The sequence below is a fragment of the Nocardia callitridis genome, from assembly GCF_039543305.1.
Lineage (GTDB): Bacteria > Actinomycetota > Actinomycetes > Mycobacteriales > Mycobacteriaceae > Nocardia > Nocardia callitridis.
Window position 1 is genome coordinate 248,418 of sequence record NZ_BAABJM010000006.1, and the last position, 13,482, is coordinate 261,899.

At 65.4% G+C, this 13,482-nt stretch carries 13 protein-coding genes; 8 read left to right on the forward strand and 5 right to left on the reverse strand.

The features are described 5' to 3' along the window. Position 1: 1 nt before the first annotated feature. From ABEA50_RS25600 to ABEA50_RS25615, 4 genes are all read right to left on the reverse strand, one after another. Positions 2–1,390 carry an MmgE/PrpD family protein gene (locus ABEA50_RS25600; RefSeq protein ID WP_345498557.1) on the reverse strand — a complete coding sequence of 463 codons (1,389 nt, stop codon included), beginning with the start codon at positions 1,388–1,390 and terminating at the stop codon, positions 2–4. After that, positions 1,387–2,601 (reverse strand): CaiB/BaiF CoA transferase family protein, encoded by a 1,215-nt coding sequence (locus tag ABEA50_RS25605; RefSeq protein WP_345498558.1) that lies wholly within the window; start codon positions 2,599–2,601, stop codon positions 1,387–1,389. The genes ABEA50_RS25600 and ABEA50_RS25605 overlap by 4 nt, the downstream gene beginning before the upstream one ends. Then, on the reverse strand, positions 2,598–3,179 hold the full coding sequence (locus ABEA50_RS25610) for a MaoC family dehydratase (RefSeq protein WP_345498559.1): 582 nt from the start codon (positions 3,177–3,179) through the stop codon (positions 2,598–2,600). The genes ABEA50_RS25605 and ABEA50_RS25610 overlap by 4 nt, the downstream gene beginning before the upstream one ends. Before the next feature lie 143 nt (positions 3,180–3,322). After that, complete coding sequence (locus tag ABEA50_RS25615) at positions 3,323–4,069, reverse strand: FadR/GntR family transcriptional regulator (protein WP_345498560.1); 747 nt, start codon at positions 4,067–4,069, stop codon at positions 3,323–3,325. A gap of 276 nt (positions 4,070–4,345) precedes the next feature. Here ABEA50_RS25615 and ABEA50_RS25620 point away from each other — a divergent pair, with 276 nt between their 5' ends. The 8 genes from ABEA50_RS25620 (at position 4,346) to ABEA50_RS25655 (ending at position 12,268) form a co-directional block, all read left to right on the forward strand. Further along, positions 4,346–5,398 (forward strand): ABC transporter substrate-binding protein, encoded by a 1,053-nt coding sequence (locus ABEA50_RS25620; RefSeq protein ID WP_345498561.1) that lies wholly within the window; start codon positions 4,346–4,348, stop codon positions 5,396–5,398. A 31-nt stretch (positions 5,399–5,429) separates the two neighbouring features. Then, on the forward strand, positions 5,430–6,221 hold the full coding sequence (locus ABEA50_RS25625) for an ABC transporter ATP-binding protein (RefSeq protein ID WP_345498562.1): 792 nt from the start codon (positions 5,430–5,432) through the stop codon (positions 6,219–6,221). Beyond that, entirely contained in the window at positions 6,218–7,027 is an 810-nt protein-coding gene (locus ABEA50_RS25630) for an ABC transporter permease (protein WP_345498563.1), read from the forward strand. Before ABEA50_RS25625 ends, ABEA50_RS25630 begins: the two co-directional genes overlap by 4 nt. Further along, positions 7,024–7,848, forward strand: coding sequence for an ABC transporter permease (locus ABEA50_RS25635; RefSeq protein WP_345498565.1), 825 nt, complete (start codon positions 7,024–7,026; stop codon positions 7,846–7,848). Before ABEA50_RS25630 ends, ABEA50_RS25635 begins: the two co-directional genes overlap by 4 nt. 435 nt (positions 7,849–8,283) lie before the next feature. Beyond that, complete coding sequence (locus tag ABEA50_RS25640) at positions 8,284–9,471, forward strand: NAD(P)/FAD-dependent oxidoreductase (RefSeq protein ID WP_425577712.1); 1,188 nt, start codon at positions 8,284–8,286, stop codon at positions 9,469–9,471. Positions 9,472–9,847: 376 nt separating this feature from the next. Further along, positions 9,848–11,368 (forward strand): SulP family inorganic anion transporter, encoded by a 1,521-nt coding sequence (locus ABEA50_RS25645; RefSeq protein ID WP_345498567.1) that lies wholly within the window; start codon positions 9,848–9,850, stop codon positions 11,366–11,368. Continuing rightward, complete coding sequence (locus ABEA50_RS25650) at positions 11,331–11,771, forward strand: MerR family transcriptional regulator (RefSeq protein ID WP_345498568.1); 441 nt, start codon at positions 11,331–11,333, stop codon at positions 11,769–11,771. The genes ABEA50_RS25645 and ABEA50_RS25650 overlap by 38 nt, the downstream gene beginning before the upstream one ends. A 170-nt stretch (positions 11,772–11,941) precedes the next feature. After that, entirely contained in the window at positions 11,942–12,268 is a 327-nt protein-coding gene (locus tag ABEA50_RS25655) for a helix-turn-helix domain-containing protein (protein WP_345498570.1), read from the forward strand. Positions 12,269–12,384: 116 nt separating this feature from the next. Here ABEA50_RS25655 and ABEA50_RS25660 read toward each other — a convergent pair whose 3' ends face one another. Further along, complete coding sequence (locus ABEA50_RS25660; protein ID WP_345498571.1) at positions 12,385–13,362, reverse strand: erythromycin esterase family protein; 978 nt, start codon at positions 13,360–13,362, stop codon at positions 12,385–12,387. Positions 13,363–13,482 lie beyond the last annotated feature (120 nt).

Consider the following 13,482-nt stretch of genomic DNA (forward strand, 5'->3'; position numbering starts at 1 on the left):
CTCAGTTCGCGGTGTCACGCGGGTCGCTCGCGATGCGGTACGCGAGGTCGTGCACGCTGGTCAGGTCGGTTTCGGCGGTCAGGTCCATGACGCGGTGTGCGAGCTCGTGCGCGCGCGGATGTCCCGCACAGTTGCCGATGAACTTGGCGAGCACCTCGGCGTCGGTCATGGGGAAACCCGCCGTGCCCTTGCTGCCCGCGACCTCCCCGGTGAGCACGCGACCGTCACGCAGCGTGAGTACCGCTCGCCCGGATGCCGCGGCCGCGGGCCGTTGGCTCGGTGCGGCGACGACGTGGACCAACCCGGCCGTGGCGGCGACGGCCGTGCGCGCGATCGACTCCTCGGTATAGGTATCGACGGTCACCGCGCCGTCGTGCAGCAGGGCCGCCACGCTCCACGGGAGGTCGAACTTCGCGTCGTAGGTGCTGCGCGGCGCGGCCGTACCGGTGTGCTCGCCGCAGACGAACGGGCTGGAATCGGGATGCACGTGCGTTTCGATGGCCACGATGTCGGCGGGGTCGATGGCGACATCGCCGACAGCGGCAGTGACGGCATCGAGCGTCACGTGCATGAGCTGACAGTTCGGGTACGGCTTGATGCCGATTCGCGTGACTTCCCAACGGGTTCCGAGTTCGGTGGTGAGAACGTCGAGATCCGCCGCTCGGTCCGACAGCGTCGCGTAGACACCGCGCGTTCCCTCGAGCACCGAGGGCGGGCCGGTAGCACCCGCCGCCGCCAACCGTGCCGCCAGGATGCCCGCGAACGACGCGGAACCCGGATGCAGCGATTTCGTATCGGCGGCCGAGTCGAGGAACTCGAGCAGTCCGCCGGAGGAGGAACCGGCGATCCCGAGTGCGTCGACGAGGCGGGCCGCGGGCAGGCCCATCAGCCGTCCCGCGGTAGTCGCCGCCGCGAGCGGTCCGACGACTGCGGTGGCGTGCAGGCCCCTGGCATGGAACCCGTGCGGACTCACGGCACCGAGGCGGCAGGCCGTTTCCAGCCCGAGGGCCGCCGACACCAACACCTGCGCGCCCGATGCCGACCGCTCCTGGCCGACCGCGAACGCGGCGGGAAGTACCGTCACCGTCGGATGGACGAGTCCACCGGCGTGGGTGTCGTCGAAGTCGAGCGCATGCTCGCGCACCGCGGTGCCCATGGCTGCCGCGGGCGCGGACATTCGGTCGCGACCGGTCAACGACCGTGCCTGTGGCGGACCCGAAAGTTCGTGCGCGACAGCCCATCCTGGGCCACCGACACCGAGACGTGCCGCCGCGATCGTGACGCCGACACCGTCGAGCAGATGCCTGCCGACCGCGTGCTTCACTTCGTCGGGCAGATCGTGCGGCTGTGCGTCGCACACCCAGTCGGCGAGCACCTGTGCCGCGGTCACGAGATGCCCTCGGCGGGGTTCGTGCCGAAGGCACCGGCCGCGGCCAATTCCGCGATCCGTTCGTCGTCGTAGCCGAGGGATCGCGCTACGTCCTCGGAATGCTCTCCTCGACTGGGTGCGCGCCGGTATTCGGGTCGCTGGGTGCCGAACCGGACCGGGGAGGCGACCTGGCGAACCGTGCCGAAGCGCGGGTGGTCGGTGTCGACGATCAGCCCTCGTGCCAGCGTGTGCTCCTCGGTGAGCGCTTGGCCGATGTCATTGATCGGGCCCGTCGGCACCCCTGCCGGACGCAGCTTCGACAGCCAGTGGTCGACCGAGGCGGTCGCGAACACCGCTTCGAGGATCGGCAGGAGTTCGGCGGCATGGCGGCCGCGGTTCGCGAAGTCGACGAATCGCGGGTCCTGTGCCAATTCGGGCCGGTCGATCGCGACCACCAGTCGCTGCCAGAACTTCTCCTTGGCGCAGCCGACCACGAGCCAGCCGTCGGTCGCTTCGAACGCCTGGAACGGAACCAGCGAGGGGTGCGCGGAATTTCGAGTGCGGACGGGTTCGAAACCGCCATTGAGATGCCAGGTCGCGGGGTAGGTGAGCAGTCCCATCGCGGTGTCGTACAGCGAAAGGTCGCAGTCACCGCCGACACCGTCGCGCCTGGCAGCGTGCAGCCCGGCCAAAATGCTGATGGCGGCGACGAATCCGCCGGAGTAGTCCACCAGCGACAGGCCCGACTTGGTGGGTGGGCCGTCGGGGTCGCCGGTGACGCTCATCCAACCGGCCAGGCCCTGCAAGATGTAGTCGTACCCGGGTTCTTTCGCGCGGGGGCCGGTCATCCCGAACCCGGTCAGGCTGCAACAGACGATGGCGGGGTTGAGATGCTTCAGCTGCTCGTAGGTGATGCCGATCTTTTCCGGCACGTCGCCGCGCAGGTTGGAATACACCACATCGGATTCGCGGACGAGGTCTTCGAAGACCTTGCGGCCGTGGGGATTCGACAGGTCCAGCGAGATGCTGCGCTTATTGCGGTTGAAGGTCTCGAAGAACAGTGAGTCCTCGCCCTCGGCGAACGGCGGCACGTATCGGCCGACATCGCCGCCGACGCCGGGGTCTTCCACCTTGAGCACGTCGGCGCCCAGATCCGCGAGATGCAGGCTGCCGAACGGCCCGGCGCCGTACTGCTCGAGCGACAGGATGCGGACGTCCTCGAGTGGTCTCATGCTGTCGTTCCGTTCGTGGTGGCGGTGGGCTCGGTGGTGGTGTGCGTCGCCTCGGGTAGAGCCAGCGGTCCGCTCTTCGCCGTGGGGAAATAGTTCTGGCCGATTCCGCTTTCCCTGGTCGCGACCATGACCGAGCGCTTCCAGGAGATAACCTCGTCGCCGTCCTGGTTCAGCCCGCGGGTGATCATCGAGACGATGCCCGCGTAGGGGCGGGACTCCGATCGGCGCAGGCCGGTGCAGATGCTCTCGGCGTAGAGCGTGTCGCCGACATAGACCGGGTGGCTCATCTTGATGTCGGTGAACGCGAGGTTGGAGATCGCGTTCTGACTCATATCCAGTACCGAAATGCCCAGTACCAGCGAAACGGTGAATCCGGAGTTCACGATGATACGACCGTCGGTGATCGGATTCTGTTGCGCCAGATGGGCATTGAAGTGGTTCTGGTTGGTGTTCATCGACAACAGGGTTACCCAGGTGTTGTCGGCCTCGGAGATGGTGCGCCCCATGGGGTGTTGGTACACATCGCCTACGGCGTAGTCCTCGAAGAACCTTCCCAAGATCGCGGGATGGGTCGCCACGGTGCCTCCTCGGGCTGATTGGGCTGTCGAGACGAACTGTAAACATCTGATGTTTGTCGCGTCAATACCGAATATGCGCAAACCAAGTGCAAGAAGTTCTGTGAATGTTAGATCCGCTGACCTCAAAGGTCAGATGTATTAGGTCAGATTGACCGTAGTCGATCCATCTGACGGTACGAATCCCGGAGGCTGTCGAGGTGGCGACGCATGAGGTCCATGGCGGCCATCGAATCGCCGTCCTTCACCACCGCCAGGATCGCCCGGTGATCGTGATCGACGCACTCCCAGAACCCGTCCGGGGTGTGATCGCGGCCGAAGCGCCCGGACAGCACCCGGAACACCGGCGCGGTGATCAGCTCCAGCAGTGGATTGCTCGCCGCGCGCAGCAGGATCAAATGGAACTCTTGATTCGCCGCGTAGGTCTCCGGGCCCTGGGTGCCGTCGGGCTCGAACATGACCGACTCCAGTTGCTCGACATGTTCGGTGGTCCGCCGAAACGCCGCCATCCCGGCCGCGGGGACCTCCATCAGGTTGCGGACCTCCATCAACTGGTCCACGCTCACCGTCTGCGCCGCGGCCATGAGCGCGACGCCCGTCTCCAGGTGTGCGCTGATATGTCCGATGCTCGGCGCCGTCACGAAACTGCCGCCGGTGACACCCCTGGTGGTGTGGATCAGGTTCTGCGTGGCCAGTGAGCGCAGTGCCTCGCGGATGGTGCTGCGCCCGACGCCGAATTCGTCGCTCAGTTCCGGTTCCGTGGGCAGCCGCGTCCCAGGCGGGAGTTCACCGGACAGAATCCGCGCCCGAATCGTCTCCACCAGGACCTCGTAGGCCAGGGGTGGTCGCGACGACGGTGCCTTCGTTCGATGGTTCGTGTGGTCGGCTACCACCGGCGGCCCTCCTCTGCTGGTCTGCGGCCCAACGGCGTTGTGCGCGCGGTCAAATCATTGAAACATCTGCTGTTTTGACAATATATCGAGCGATATCCCCGGTTGTCTTCGAGAAACTCCAACCTTGACGGCCAAAGCATCATATGTTTACAGTCACCAACTGTAACCCAGGTCTCATGAGAGAGATCCCGGCGAGCCGTCACTCCCACGTGCCGCTCTCCACCACCGCGGCGGCGGCCTTCGTCACCACCGACCCGCACGATATGTCGAGGGATCATGTTCACATTTTCGTCCGCGCGGCCACGAGTTGTGGCCGTGCGCTTGCTGGCCGGTGCGGCGGCATCGGCCCTCGCGCTGTCGGGATGTTCCGGCGGTCCAGGCCCCGACGCCGATCCGAACGCGCCGGTGACCATCGACGTCACCGTCTCGGCGGCCGCCGAGATCTACAGCATCCCCTGGCTGGTCGCCCAGAAGCAGGGGCTGTTCGAGAAGTACGGCGTCATTGTCGAGAACATCGTGCCGGGCAAAGGCGGAAGCGCCACCATGCGCACCCTGCTCGACGGGGATATCCCCATCGGCGAGGTCAGCTATCCCTCGATCGTGCAGGCCGACCCCACCGGTGCCGAACTGCGAGTGGTCGGCGGTGGCACGCAGGGGCCCTACCCCATGAACTTCTACGCGCTCGCCTCGAACCCGAAGATCAACTCGATCCAGGATGTGCGGCGATGGGCCTATACGCGACCCAACTCCGCGACAGACGCGCTCTCCCAACTGATTCCGAAGCTGGCGGGCATCGAGGCCGGCCGCATCGAACGCATCTCCTCCGGCGGGATCGGTGAGGGGCTCGCGCTGCTGGAGGCGGGCTCGGTCGATGTGGCGATGCTGCCCTCCATCGTCGCCGAGCAACAACCGGACGATTTCAAGCTGATCGCGAGCAGCCCCGAATACCTCGACCGGTTTCTGCAATCCACCATCACCACAACCAAGGACTACGCCGCATCGAATCCCGGTGTGGTGCGCGCCATCAACGCCGGATACACCGACGCGGTCGCGTCCATCGACGCGAATCCGCTGGCCGCCGCGCAGTTGTACGCCGAGTACTCGGGATTCGATGTCGACGCCGCGTTGAAAGTGGTCCGGCGGGCCGCGACGGCACACACGTGGGGTGGGGGATTCGACCAGGAGTCCGTGGCTTCGGCCCAGGCGGGCGTCGAATTGTCGGGCAGCGACCGCGAACCCGACCTGTGCACACTGTTCGATCCACGATTCCTCCCGGCCGAGGTGGACCAATCCCTGCCCGCCGGCTGCCTCGACGCTCCGTCCTCGTGAGGGACAACTTCCGACCGCGAAGGGTCTGTCCATGAACGCTCCCAACACCTCCGATCCGATCGTCGACGCGCGCGCGGTCGTGCGCCGCTTCGGCGCCGTCACCGCGCTGGACGGTGTCGATCTGCGTATCGACCGCGGCGAATTCGTCTCCATCGTCGGCCCGAGTGGCTGTGGCAAATCCACCATGCTGGAGATCGTCGCGGGCCTCCAGGACCACGACGGCGGGACGGTCTCCGTCGCGGGCCAGCCGCTGCGTGGTCCTCGGGAACGCACCGCCGTGATCTTCCAGGAGTCCGCGACCCTGCCGTGGCGCACCGTCCGCGACAACGTGGCGTTCGCGCTCGAGGTGCAGGGCGTCGCCAAACGCGACCGCAGGGAACGCGCCGACGAACTCCTGGCCACCGTGGGGCTGGCCGCCTTCGGCGACCACTTCCCGGGTCAGCTGTCGGGCGGGATGCGACAACGCGTCGCGATCGCCCGGTGCCTGTCGATGCAACCGGATCTGATCCTGGCCGACGAACCCTTCGGCGCCCTCGACGAGCAGACCCGCCTTGTCATGTCCTATGAACTGCTCGAGATCGTGGAGAAGCTGACCTGTGGAGTCCTGTTCATTACCCACAGCATTCAGGAATCGATCCTGCTGTCCGACCGGGTCCTGGTGATGAGTGCCCGTCCGGGCCGGTTCATCGACGAGATCGCGATCGACCTCGAACGGCCGCGTTCGGAGGATGTGCTGACCTCCACGACCGCCACCGCACTGCACGAGCGGATCTGGTCGTCGTTGCGCGCGGAAGCCAAGAAGACGATGAGCGTGACCCGGTGAGCAGCCGTTCCGCGGTCCCAGGATATCTGCGCCCACCACCTTCGCGTGTGCTGCGGCTGCCCAGTGCGGGGTGGACCACCGTCGTCATCCTCGTCGCGCTCGCGTTGGTCGAGCTGTACGCGCGCTCGTCTTACGCGTCGCCGCTCGACATCGTTCCGGTCTCGGACATGCTGGCCGAGACCGCGCGCCTGCTCGGAACCCGCGAATTCCTGGTCGATGCGCTCGGGCGCACCCTCGGCATCATCGTCATCAGCTTCGTGGCCAGCGCCGTGCTCGGGATCGGGGCGGCGTACCTGCTGTGGCGGTTCGAGGTGTGCAAGCGTGCGTTCCGTCCCTACCTCAACGTGTACTACGCGGTGCCGACCTTCGCGCTGTACCCCATCATGGTGGTGCTGTTCGGTAGTGGCATCACGCCCATCGCCGTGCTTTCCACCGTTTTCGCCTTCGGCATCGTCACGGTGAACGCGCAGACCGGCTTCGAGTCGACGACCCCGATCATCGACAAGCTGGGGCGGGTCCTGCGGATGACGCGGTGGCAGTACTTTCGATCGATTTTGCTGCCCTACGCGCTGCCCAACATCATCACCGGCCTGAAACTGGGCCTGTCCTATGCCATCATCTCGGTGCTCGCGAGCGAATTCATCCTCTCGACCGATGGTTTGGGCCACTACATCTCGATCGCCTACGACAGCTTCGATATCGCCGAGATGTACGCGGGCATCCTCGTGGTGACCGCCCTCGCGCTCCTGGCGACCCTGCTCATCTCCGCAGTGCTCAACCGATTCGATTGGAGACGTCGGCGATGACATCGATAGCGTCGCAGCAGCTTTCATCCCGTGCCGCCGTCGCGCGGGTGGGTATTTCGCGGATCGGCGCTGCGGGGCGGTTGGTTCCCGCTCTCCTCGTCGCGGTCGTCGGGGTGCTGGCCTGGTGGGTTGCCGCTGTCCTGCTCGACAGTCAGATCTTTCCCACGCCCGCCGCCTCGATGAGTTCGTTGTTCGCCGATCTGGCCACGGAGTCGTTCCGCGCGAACGTGCTCGATTCCCTGCGGTTGCTGGTCTTCGCGTTCGTCGCGAGTGTGGTGCTCGGTGCGGTACTGGGTCTTGCGCTCGGCATCAGCGCCTTCTGGTCGCGCGCCATCCTGCCGATTGTCTACGCGGTCAACAGCATTCCGAAAATCGTGCTGTACCCGTTGTTCCTGTCCTTCCTCGGCATCGGCCAACTCAGCCGGGGTGGATTCGCGTTCTACGCCGCCTTCGTGCCGATGTTCATCATGGCGGTCGAGAGCACGTCCGCGGTGCATCCACTGCACCTGAAAATGGCCGCTTCGCTGCGCATGGGTTGGCCCCGGCTCATTCGCCAGATCATCGTCCCCGCAACGCTTCCCGCGCTCGCCACCGCCACACGAACAACCTTCGGACTCGCGTTCCTCGGACTACTGCTTGCCGAGATGTTCTCCTCCTCCAGCGGCATCGGCTACGAGATGCTGCGCAATGTGAGTCTCATCCGCATGGAGAACATCATGGGTACCGTCGTGCTGATCGTTGTGATCGCCTTGCCGCCGACGATCGCCCTGCAGGCCATCGAACACCGTGTCGCCGCACGGTTCGGTGGATCGCGTCGCTGAGAAAACTGCTGGAGCAGCGGTTTCGGAAGCCCCCGGACGGTGGGCCACCTTCACTCCACACACAATAAGCGGCGAATACGGGCGCTGACGTGTCAGCATTGACGACCGCCGACCACATCGTCGGTCGGCTCGACGACTTCGCCGCCAGGTCGGGCCACGTGGTGTCGCCGTTCGTCGCGTGGGTCGCCGATGGGGCGGCGGCACTACGCCCCGAACCCCGACGAGGTCGCCCTGCGCGGCCGCCACACTCGGGTAGCCGACTTCGGCCGCCGGTGTTCGCCTGGCGGTGATCGGCACACCGGTGCCAGCGCAGCGATCGGTACGCCGTGGGCCGACGCGAAGTGTGAGTGCGATCACTTTTTCCGGAGGCTGTCACAACATCCGGCACAGCGGTGTCTTGTGTCCGAACTCCTCATCGAACGAAGGGAAGACACCATGCACGCCATGAATGAAGTTGTCGTGATCGGTGGCGGATACGCCGGTGTCATGGCGGCCAACCGGATGACCAAGCGCGCCGACGTGCGGGTGACCCTGATCAATCCGCGCGAGGTCTTCGTGCCGAGGTTGCGCATGCACCAGGTGGTCGGCGGCACGCACGAAGGGGTGGTGGATTATCGGGATGTGCTGGCCGAGGGAGTCCGGCTGGTGGTCGGCAGCGTCACACGCATCGACGCGGCCGATCGCAGAGTGCTGCTGGCCGAAGGTGATTCGATCGCCTACGACTACCTGATCTACGCGGTGGGTAGCGGTAATGCCGCGCCGCCGGTGCCGGGCGTATCCGAATTCGCCTACCCGGTCGCGACATTGGAGGCGGCGCGGCGGCTGCGGTCGGTCCTGTTCGACACGCCCAGCGCAGCCGCGGTGACGGTAGTCGGCGGTGGTCCGGCCGGGGTCGAGACCGCCGCCGAGCTTGCCGGACAGGGACGTGCGGTCACCTTGGTCTGCGGCGATGCGCTCGTTGCGTACCTGCATCCCAAGGCACGGCGCACGGCCCACAGGTACCTCGCCAAGCTCGGGGTGACCGTCATCGAAGGCCGCGCCGCCGCCGTCACAAAGGTCACCGCCGAGGCCGTGGAACTGGCCGACGGGCGGACGCTGGCCAGCGCCGTCACGATCTGGTCGGCGGGCTTCGGGGTGCCTGACCTGGCGACCCAGAGCGGGCTGAGCACCGACGCGGCCGGGCGGCTGCTCACCGACGAGACGTTGACCAGCGTCGATGACGAGCGCATCGTCGCGGCGGGTGATTCGTCGGCACCGTCGGATCTGCCGTTCCGTATGAGCGCTTATTCCGCGTACTGCCTGGGTGCGCACGCCGCCGACACCCTGCTGCACCGGATCGCGGGCGAACAGCCCGAGCCGATCGACATGTCGTTCCCCGCTATGTGTCTCAGCTTCGGCCGGGACGCCGGGATCTACCAGCTCGGTCATAAGAATGAGACCGGTATGCGGCTGTATTTCAGCGGATCGGTGGGTAAGAAGCTCAAGGAGGTCGCCTGCTCGGCGGGCATCAAGCACCTGGCGACCGAAGCCGAAAAGCCGGGCTCGCATCACTGGTTCTCCGATGGCAAGCACCGACCGACGCTGCTGGCCCAGCGCGGGAGCGCTGCGACACCCGTCGCTTAGCACACCGAAAAGTGTTGTCGCCCAGTAGTTGTGACTCGATCACCGAAGGCGGTGGTGTTCGCCCTTCCGGATACCACCGCAGCGGCCGACGCGCGAGGGGGTGCGCACGACCTTTACGCTTCCCGGCCTCGCCACAGAACTCGTCGGGAGCGGGCTGGTCGCCACACCGCTGATCGCGGTGACGCTTCGCCGCCCTCGCGGGTGGTGAGATCTGTACCACCGTTCCCATTTCGGATTGCAACTATACCCTCACGGGAGGGTAAGTTTACGGCCGCTGAGCGATCGACAAGCCTGGATGAGGCCGGCATGGGTCTCCTCTCGCTCGCTGTGCTGCCCCGCGCTTGTGTGCGCGGTGATCAACGAACATGGAGTGTGAATGGTGTCGATTGATCGACCGGGAAGAGCCGACGGATCGGTGCTGTCGGCGCTGAGTAGCCCGAAGCGGTTGCGGATCGAAATCCTGGCCGGACTGGTCGTCGCACTGGCGTTGATTCCCGAGGCGATCTCGTTCTCGATTATCGCCGGTGTCGATCCGAGGGTGGGATTGTTCGCGTCTTTCACCATGGCGGTCACGATCGCGATCACCGGTGGTCGTCGCGCGATGATCTCCGCCGCCACGGGTGCGGTTGCTCTCGTCGTCGCGCCGCTCGTCCGGGCGCACGGTCTGGACTACCTGATCGCCACGGTGATTCTGGCCGGTGTGTTCCAGATCGTTCTGAGCGCTGCCGGGGTGGCGAAATTGATGCGGTTCGTGCCGCGCAGCGTCATGGTCGGCTTCGTCAACGCGTTGGCGATTCTGATCTTCACCGCGCAACTACCGCACCTGATCGGGGTGCCGTGGCTGGTGTATCCGATGCTTGCCGCCGGATTGTTGGTCATGATCTATCTGCCGAAACTGACCACGATCTTGCCCGCACCGTTGATCGCGATCCTCGTGCTCACCGTGCTCACGGTGTTGTTCGCCCTCGATGTCCCCAATGTCGGCGACGAGGGCGCGCTGCCGTCGAGCCTGCCCTCGCCGCTGGTGCCGCACATTCCGTGGACCTTCGAAACCCTGCGCACCATCGCGCCTTTCGCGTTGGCGATGGCGCTGGTCGGGTTGATGGAGTCGCTGATGACGGCGAAACTGGTCGATGACATCACCGACACCCATTCCGACAAGACCCGTGAGGGTTGGGGGCAGGGCATCGCGAATATCGTCACCGGGTTCTTCGGCGGCATGGGGGGTTGCGCGATGATCGGTCAGACCATGATCAATGTGAAGGTCTCCGGCGCCCGCACCCGTATCTCGACCTTCCTGGCCGGGGTGTTCCTGCTCATTCTTGTCGTCGGCCTCGGCGGAGCTGTCGCGAAGATTCCGATGGCGGCCTTGGTGGCTGTGATGATCATGGTGTCGGTCGGGACGATGGACTGGCATTCGATCGCGCCGAGGACATTGCGGCGCATGCCGATAGCCGAAACCACCGTCATGCTTGTCACGGTCGCGGTGACTGTCGCCACCAACAATCTCGCCATCGGGGTCGTTGTCGGTGTGCTCACCGCCACGGTCGCCTTCGTGCATCGCGTTGCCCACTTCACCGAGGTCACCCCGATCTCGGAATCCGTTGGCGCCGATGGGCAACCGGAGTCGGGTACGCGGGTGTACAAGGTGCGCGGCGAGTTGTTCTTCGCCTCGAGCAACGACTTGGTCTACCAATTCGACTACGGAGACGACCCGGCTCATATCGTGGTCGATATGACCGACACCCACATCTGGGACGCTTCCACCGTCGCCGCGTTGGATGCCATCACCACCAAATACGCCGCCAAAGGCAAGACCGTAGAGATCATCGGCCTCAACCCGGCCTCCGAGGCGCGTCATGACCTGCTCTCGGGTCATCTCACCGGCGCGCAGTGACATGGTCACCGATCGGTATGCCCAGATCGGGCAGGTGGCGGAGCGAACCGAACTGTCGCTCAAGACGATTCGTCACTATGACGAAGTGGGACTGGTGCAGCCTTCGGCGCGGTCGGCTGGCGGCTTCCGTCTTTACACGGACGCCGATATCGAACGGCTGTTGGTGATCCGGCGGATGAAACCGTTGGGTTTCACCCTCGCTGAGATGAAGCACTTACTCGATTCGCTCGATGTTCTGGACGACTCGCACTCGAGTGGCGAACAGCGTGCGAGTGCCAAGGCGTATCTTCTCGAATGTCGTGCCAAGACCTTCGAGAGCGCCGATCGGCTGCGGCGTCATCTTGCCTATGCCGAGGAGTTCGGTGCCTTGCTGACCACTTCTGCTACCACACGGTCCGACTAGTGCTGTGCTTCCAAAGGTGATGGGCGGTACGTGATCTGGTTGGCACGGTGCGTGTGAGCTGTCCTCTCGGTGTTGCGTGACGGTGACCGGGAGATCCTGCGCATGGATTCGGTCGACGACGATGACGTCTGGACTTGTCTTGCGGGCCCGGATCGTCACCCTGGCTGCTGATGGGTGTGATCGCCCGCAGGTTCGATATCTCGCGCCAGCCCGTGATCAACTGGCGGTCCCGCTACCTTGCACACGGGATCAACGGGCTACCCGACGAGCACCGTTCAGGACGCCCGAGGCCCCTGGACCGCGACAAAATGATCACCATCACCGTGGCCACGCCGCCGCGTAAATATGTTGTCACGCACTGGAGTTCGCGTCTGTTGGCCGATCGTTCGGGTGTCGCGCACGGGGCCGTGTCGAATGATCAGCCCTGCGAGGCAGCGGGTCTGATTTCGCTCGGTGCGGTGTTCGGTGAGGTGTCGCTCTCTCCGGGTACCGAGTGACTCAACCGCGAGAACGGGGGTCCTGGCCGATGGCGGAGGCCAGGGCGAACGTCACCGTGGTTGCTGGCGATAGTGACGCTTGACGTGCCGTCCGGCGTTTGTCCCTGTCACAGAGGCTATCGCGCAGGTGCCGCGGGCCATGGCAGCGCCACTGTCGATGCGGGAGCGTAGAGCACCGCGTCGAACGCCGCGGCCGCGGCCGTGAGCGGATGGTCTGTCTCGGCCGTCGGTGTGCGCCAAGGGCGCAGGTCGATGATTCCCGTGCCGTCGGGAGCCTCGATGAGATCGCCGGGGTGGTTCATCAGCCAGCGGCTGAGCTCCCGATAACGCCCGAGCGGATAGGTGACGGTGGGGTCGCCATCGCGCCAGACGGCGCCGACGGTCCTGCTTGTGCCGAGTTCGCCGCGGGCCAGGTGCGCACCGAGGCTGCCCGGTGCGCGTGGGTCGAGGTGTTCGGTCTGTTCGAACAGGAACAGGCGGCTCGACGGATGCCGGTGGGCGATGGTTTTCAGCGACAGATACTGGGCGGCGTCGCGTACCGCGATAGCGCGGTGGTCCCCGCCGGTCATGAGATGTGCGGTGAGTCGGGCATTCAAGGTCGCGGCCAGGTGTTTGTCCTCGGGATCGGTGAGCGCCGCGCCGGAATCGGTGGGAGCGTGCCGGTCGTAGCCGAACATGTCGAGGCCGTAGAACCGCACCCGGTCTCGGTCGGGAAGCTCAGCGTTGTGTAGACGGAGCCAACAGAGCAGCTCGAGGTTTGCGCGCAGGGCGGCGCGACCCCATGACCACATGCCCCGCACGACCTCCTCGTTCGGGGTATCCGAGCCCGCGCCTCGGATATAAGCGTCGGCGGGACGCGAGAGCGCGAAGTTGGTCTCGGCGGCGACCACCCGGATCGCCTGCCGTTCGACCAGATGGCGGAGGACGGCATTGCGCACCGTGAGATATTCGGCGCGTTGGTGGATACCCTCCGACCACGCCACAATTCGCGCGTCCTCGACGAGCTCGTCGACCAGGGTCGCCAACATGGCCGGCAGTACGGTCGTCGGCGCAGACGCCGAATAGCCTCTGCCGTTGTCGCTTCCGCTTGTCATCGCTGGATTTTCCCTTCCGGGTGCCGTTTTCGTGTAATACTCTGCCCCGTGCGTATCTGACAAGTGTTCATGTCAGATTTGCGCTGGCACGAAAGGTGTTATGAGTATTCGAGCGGATCG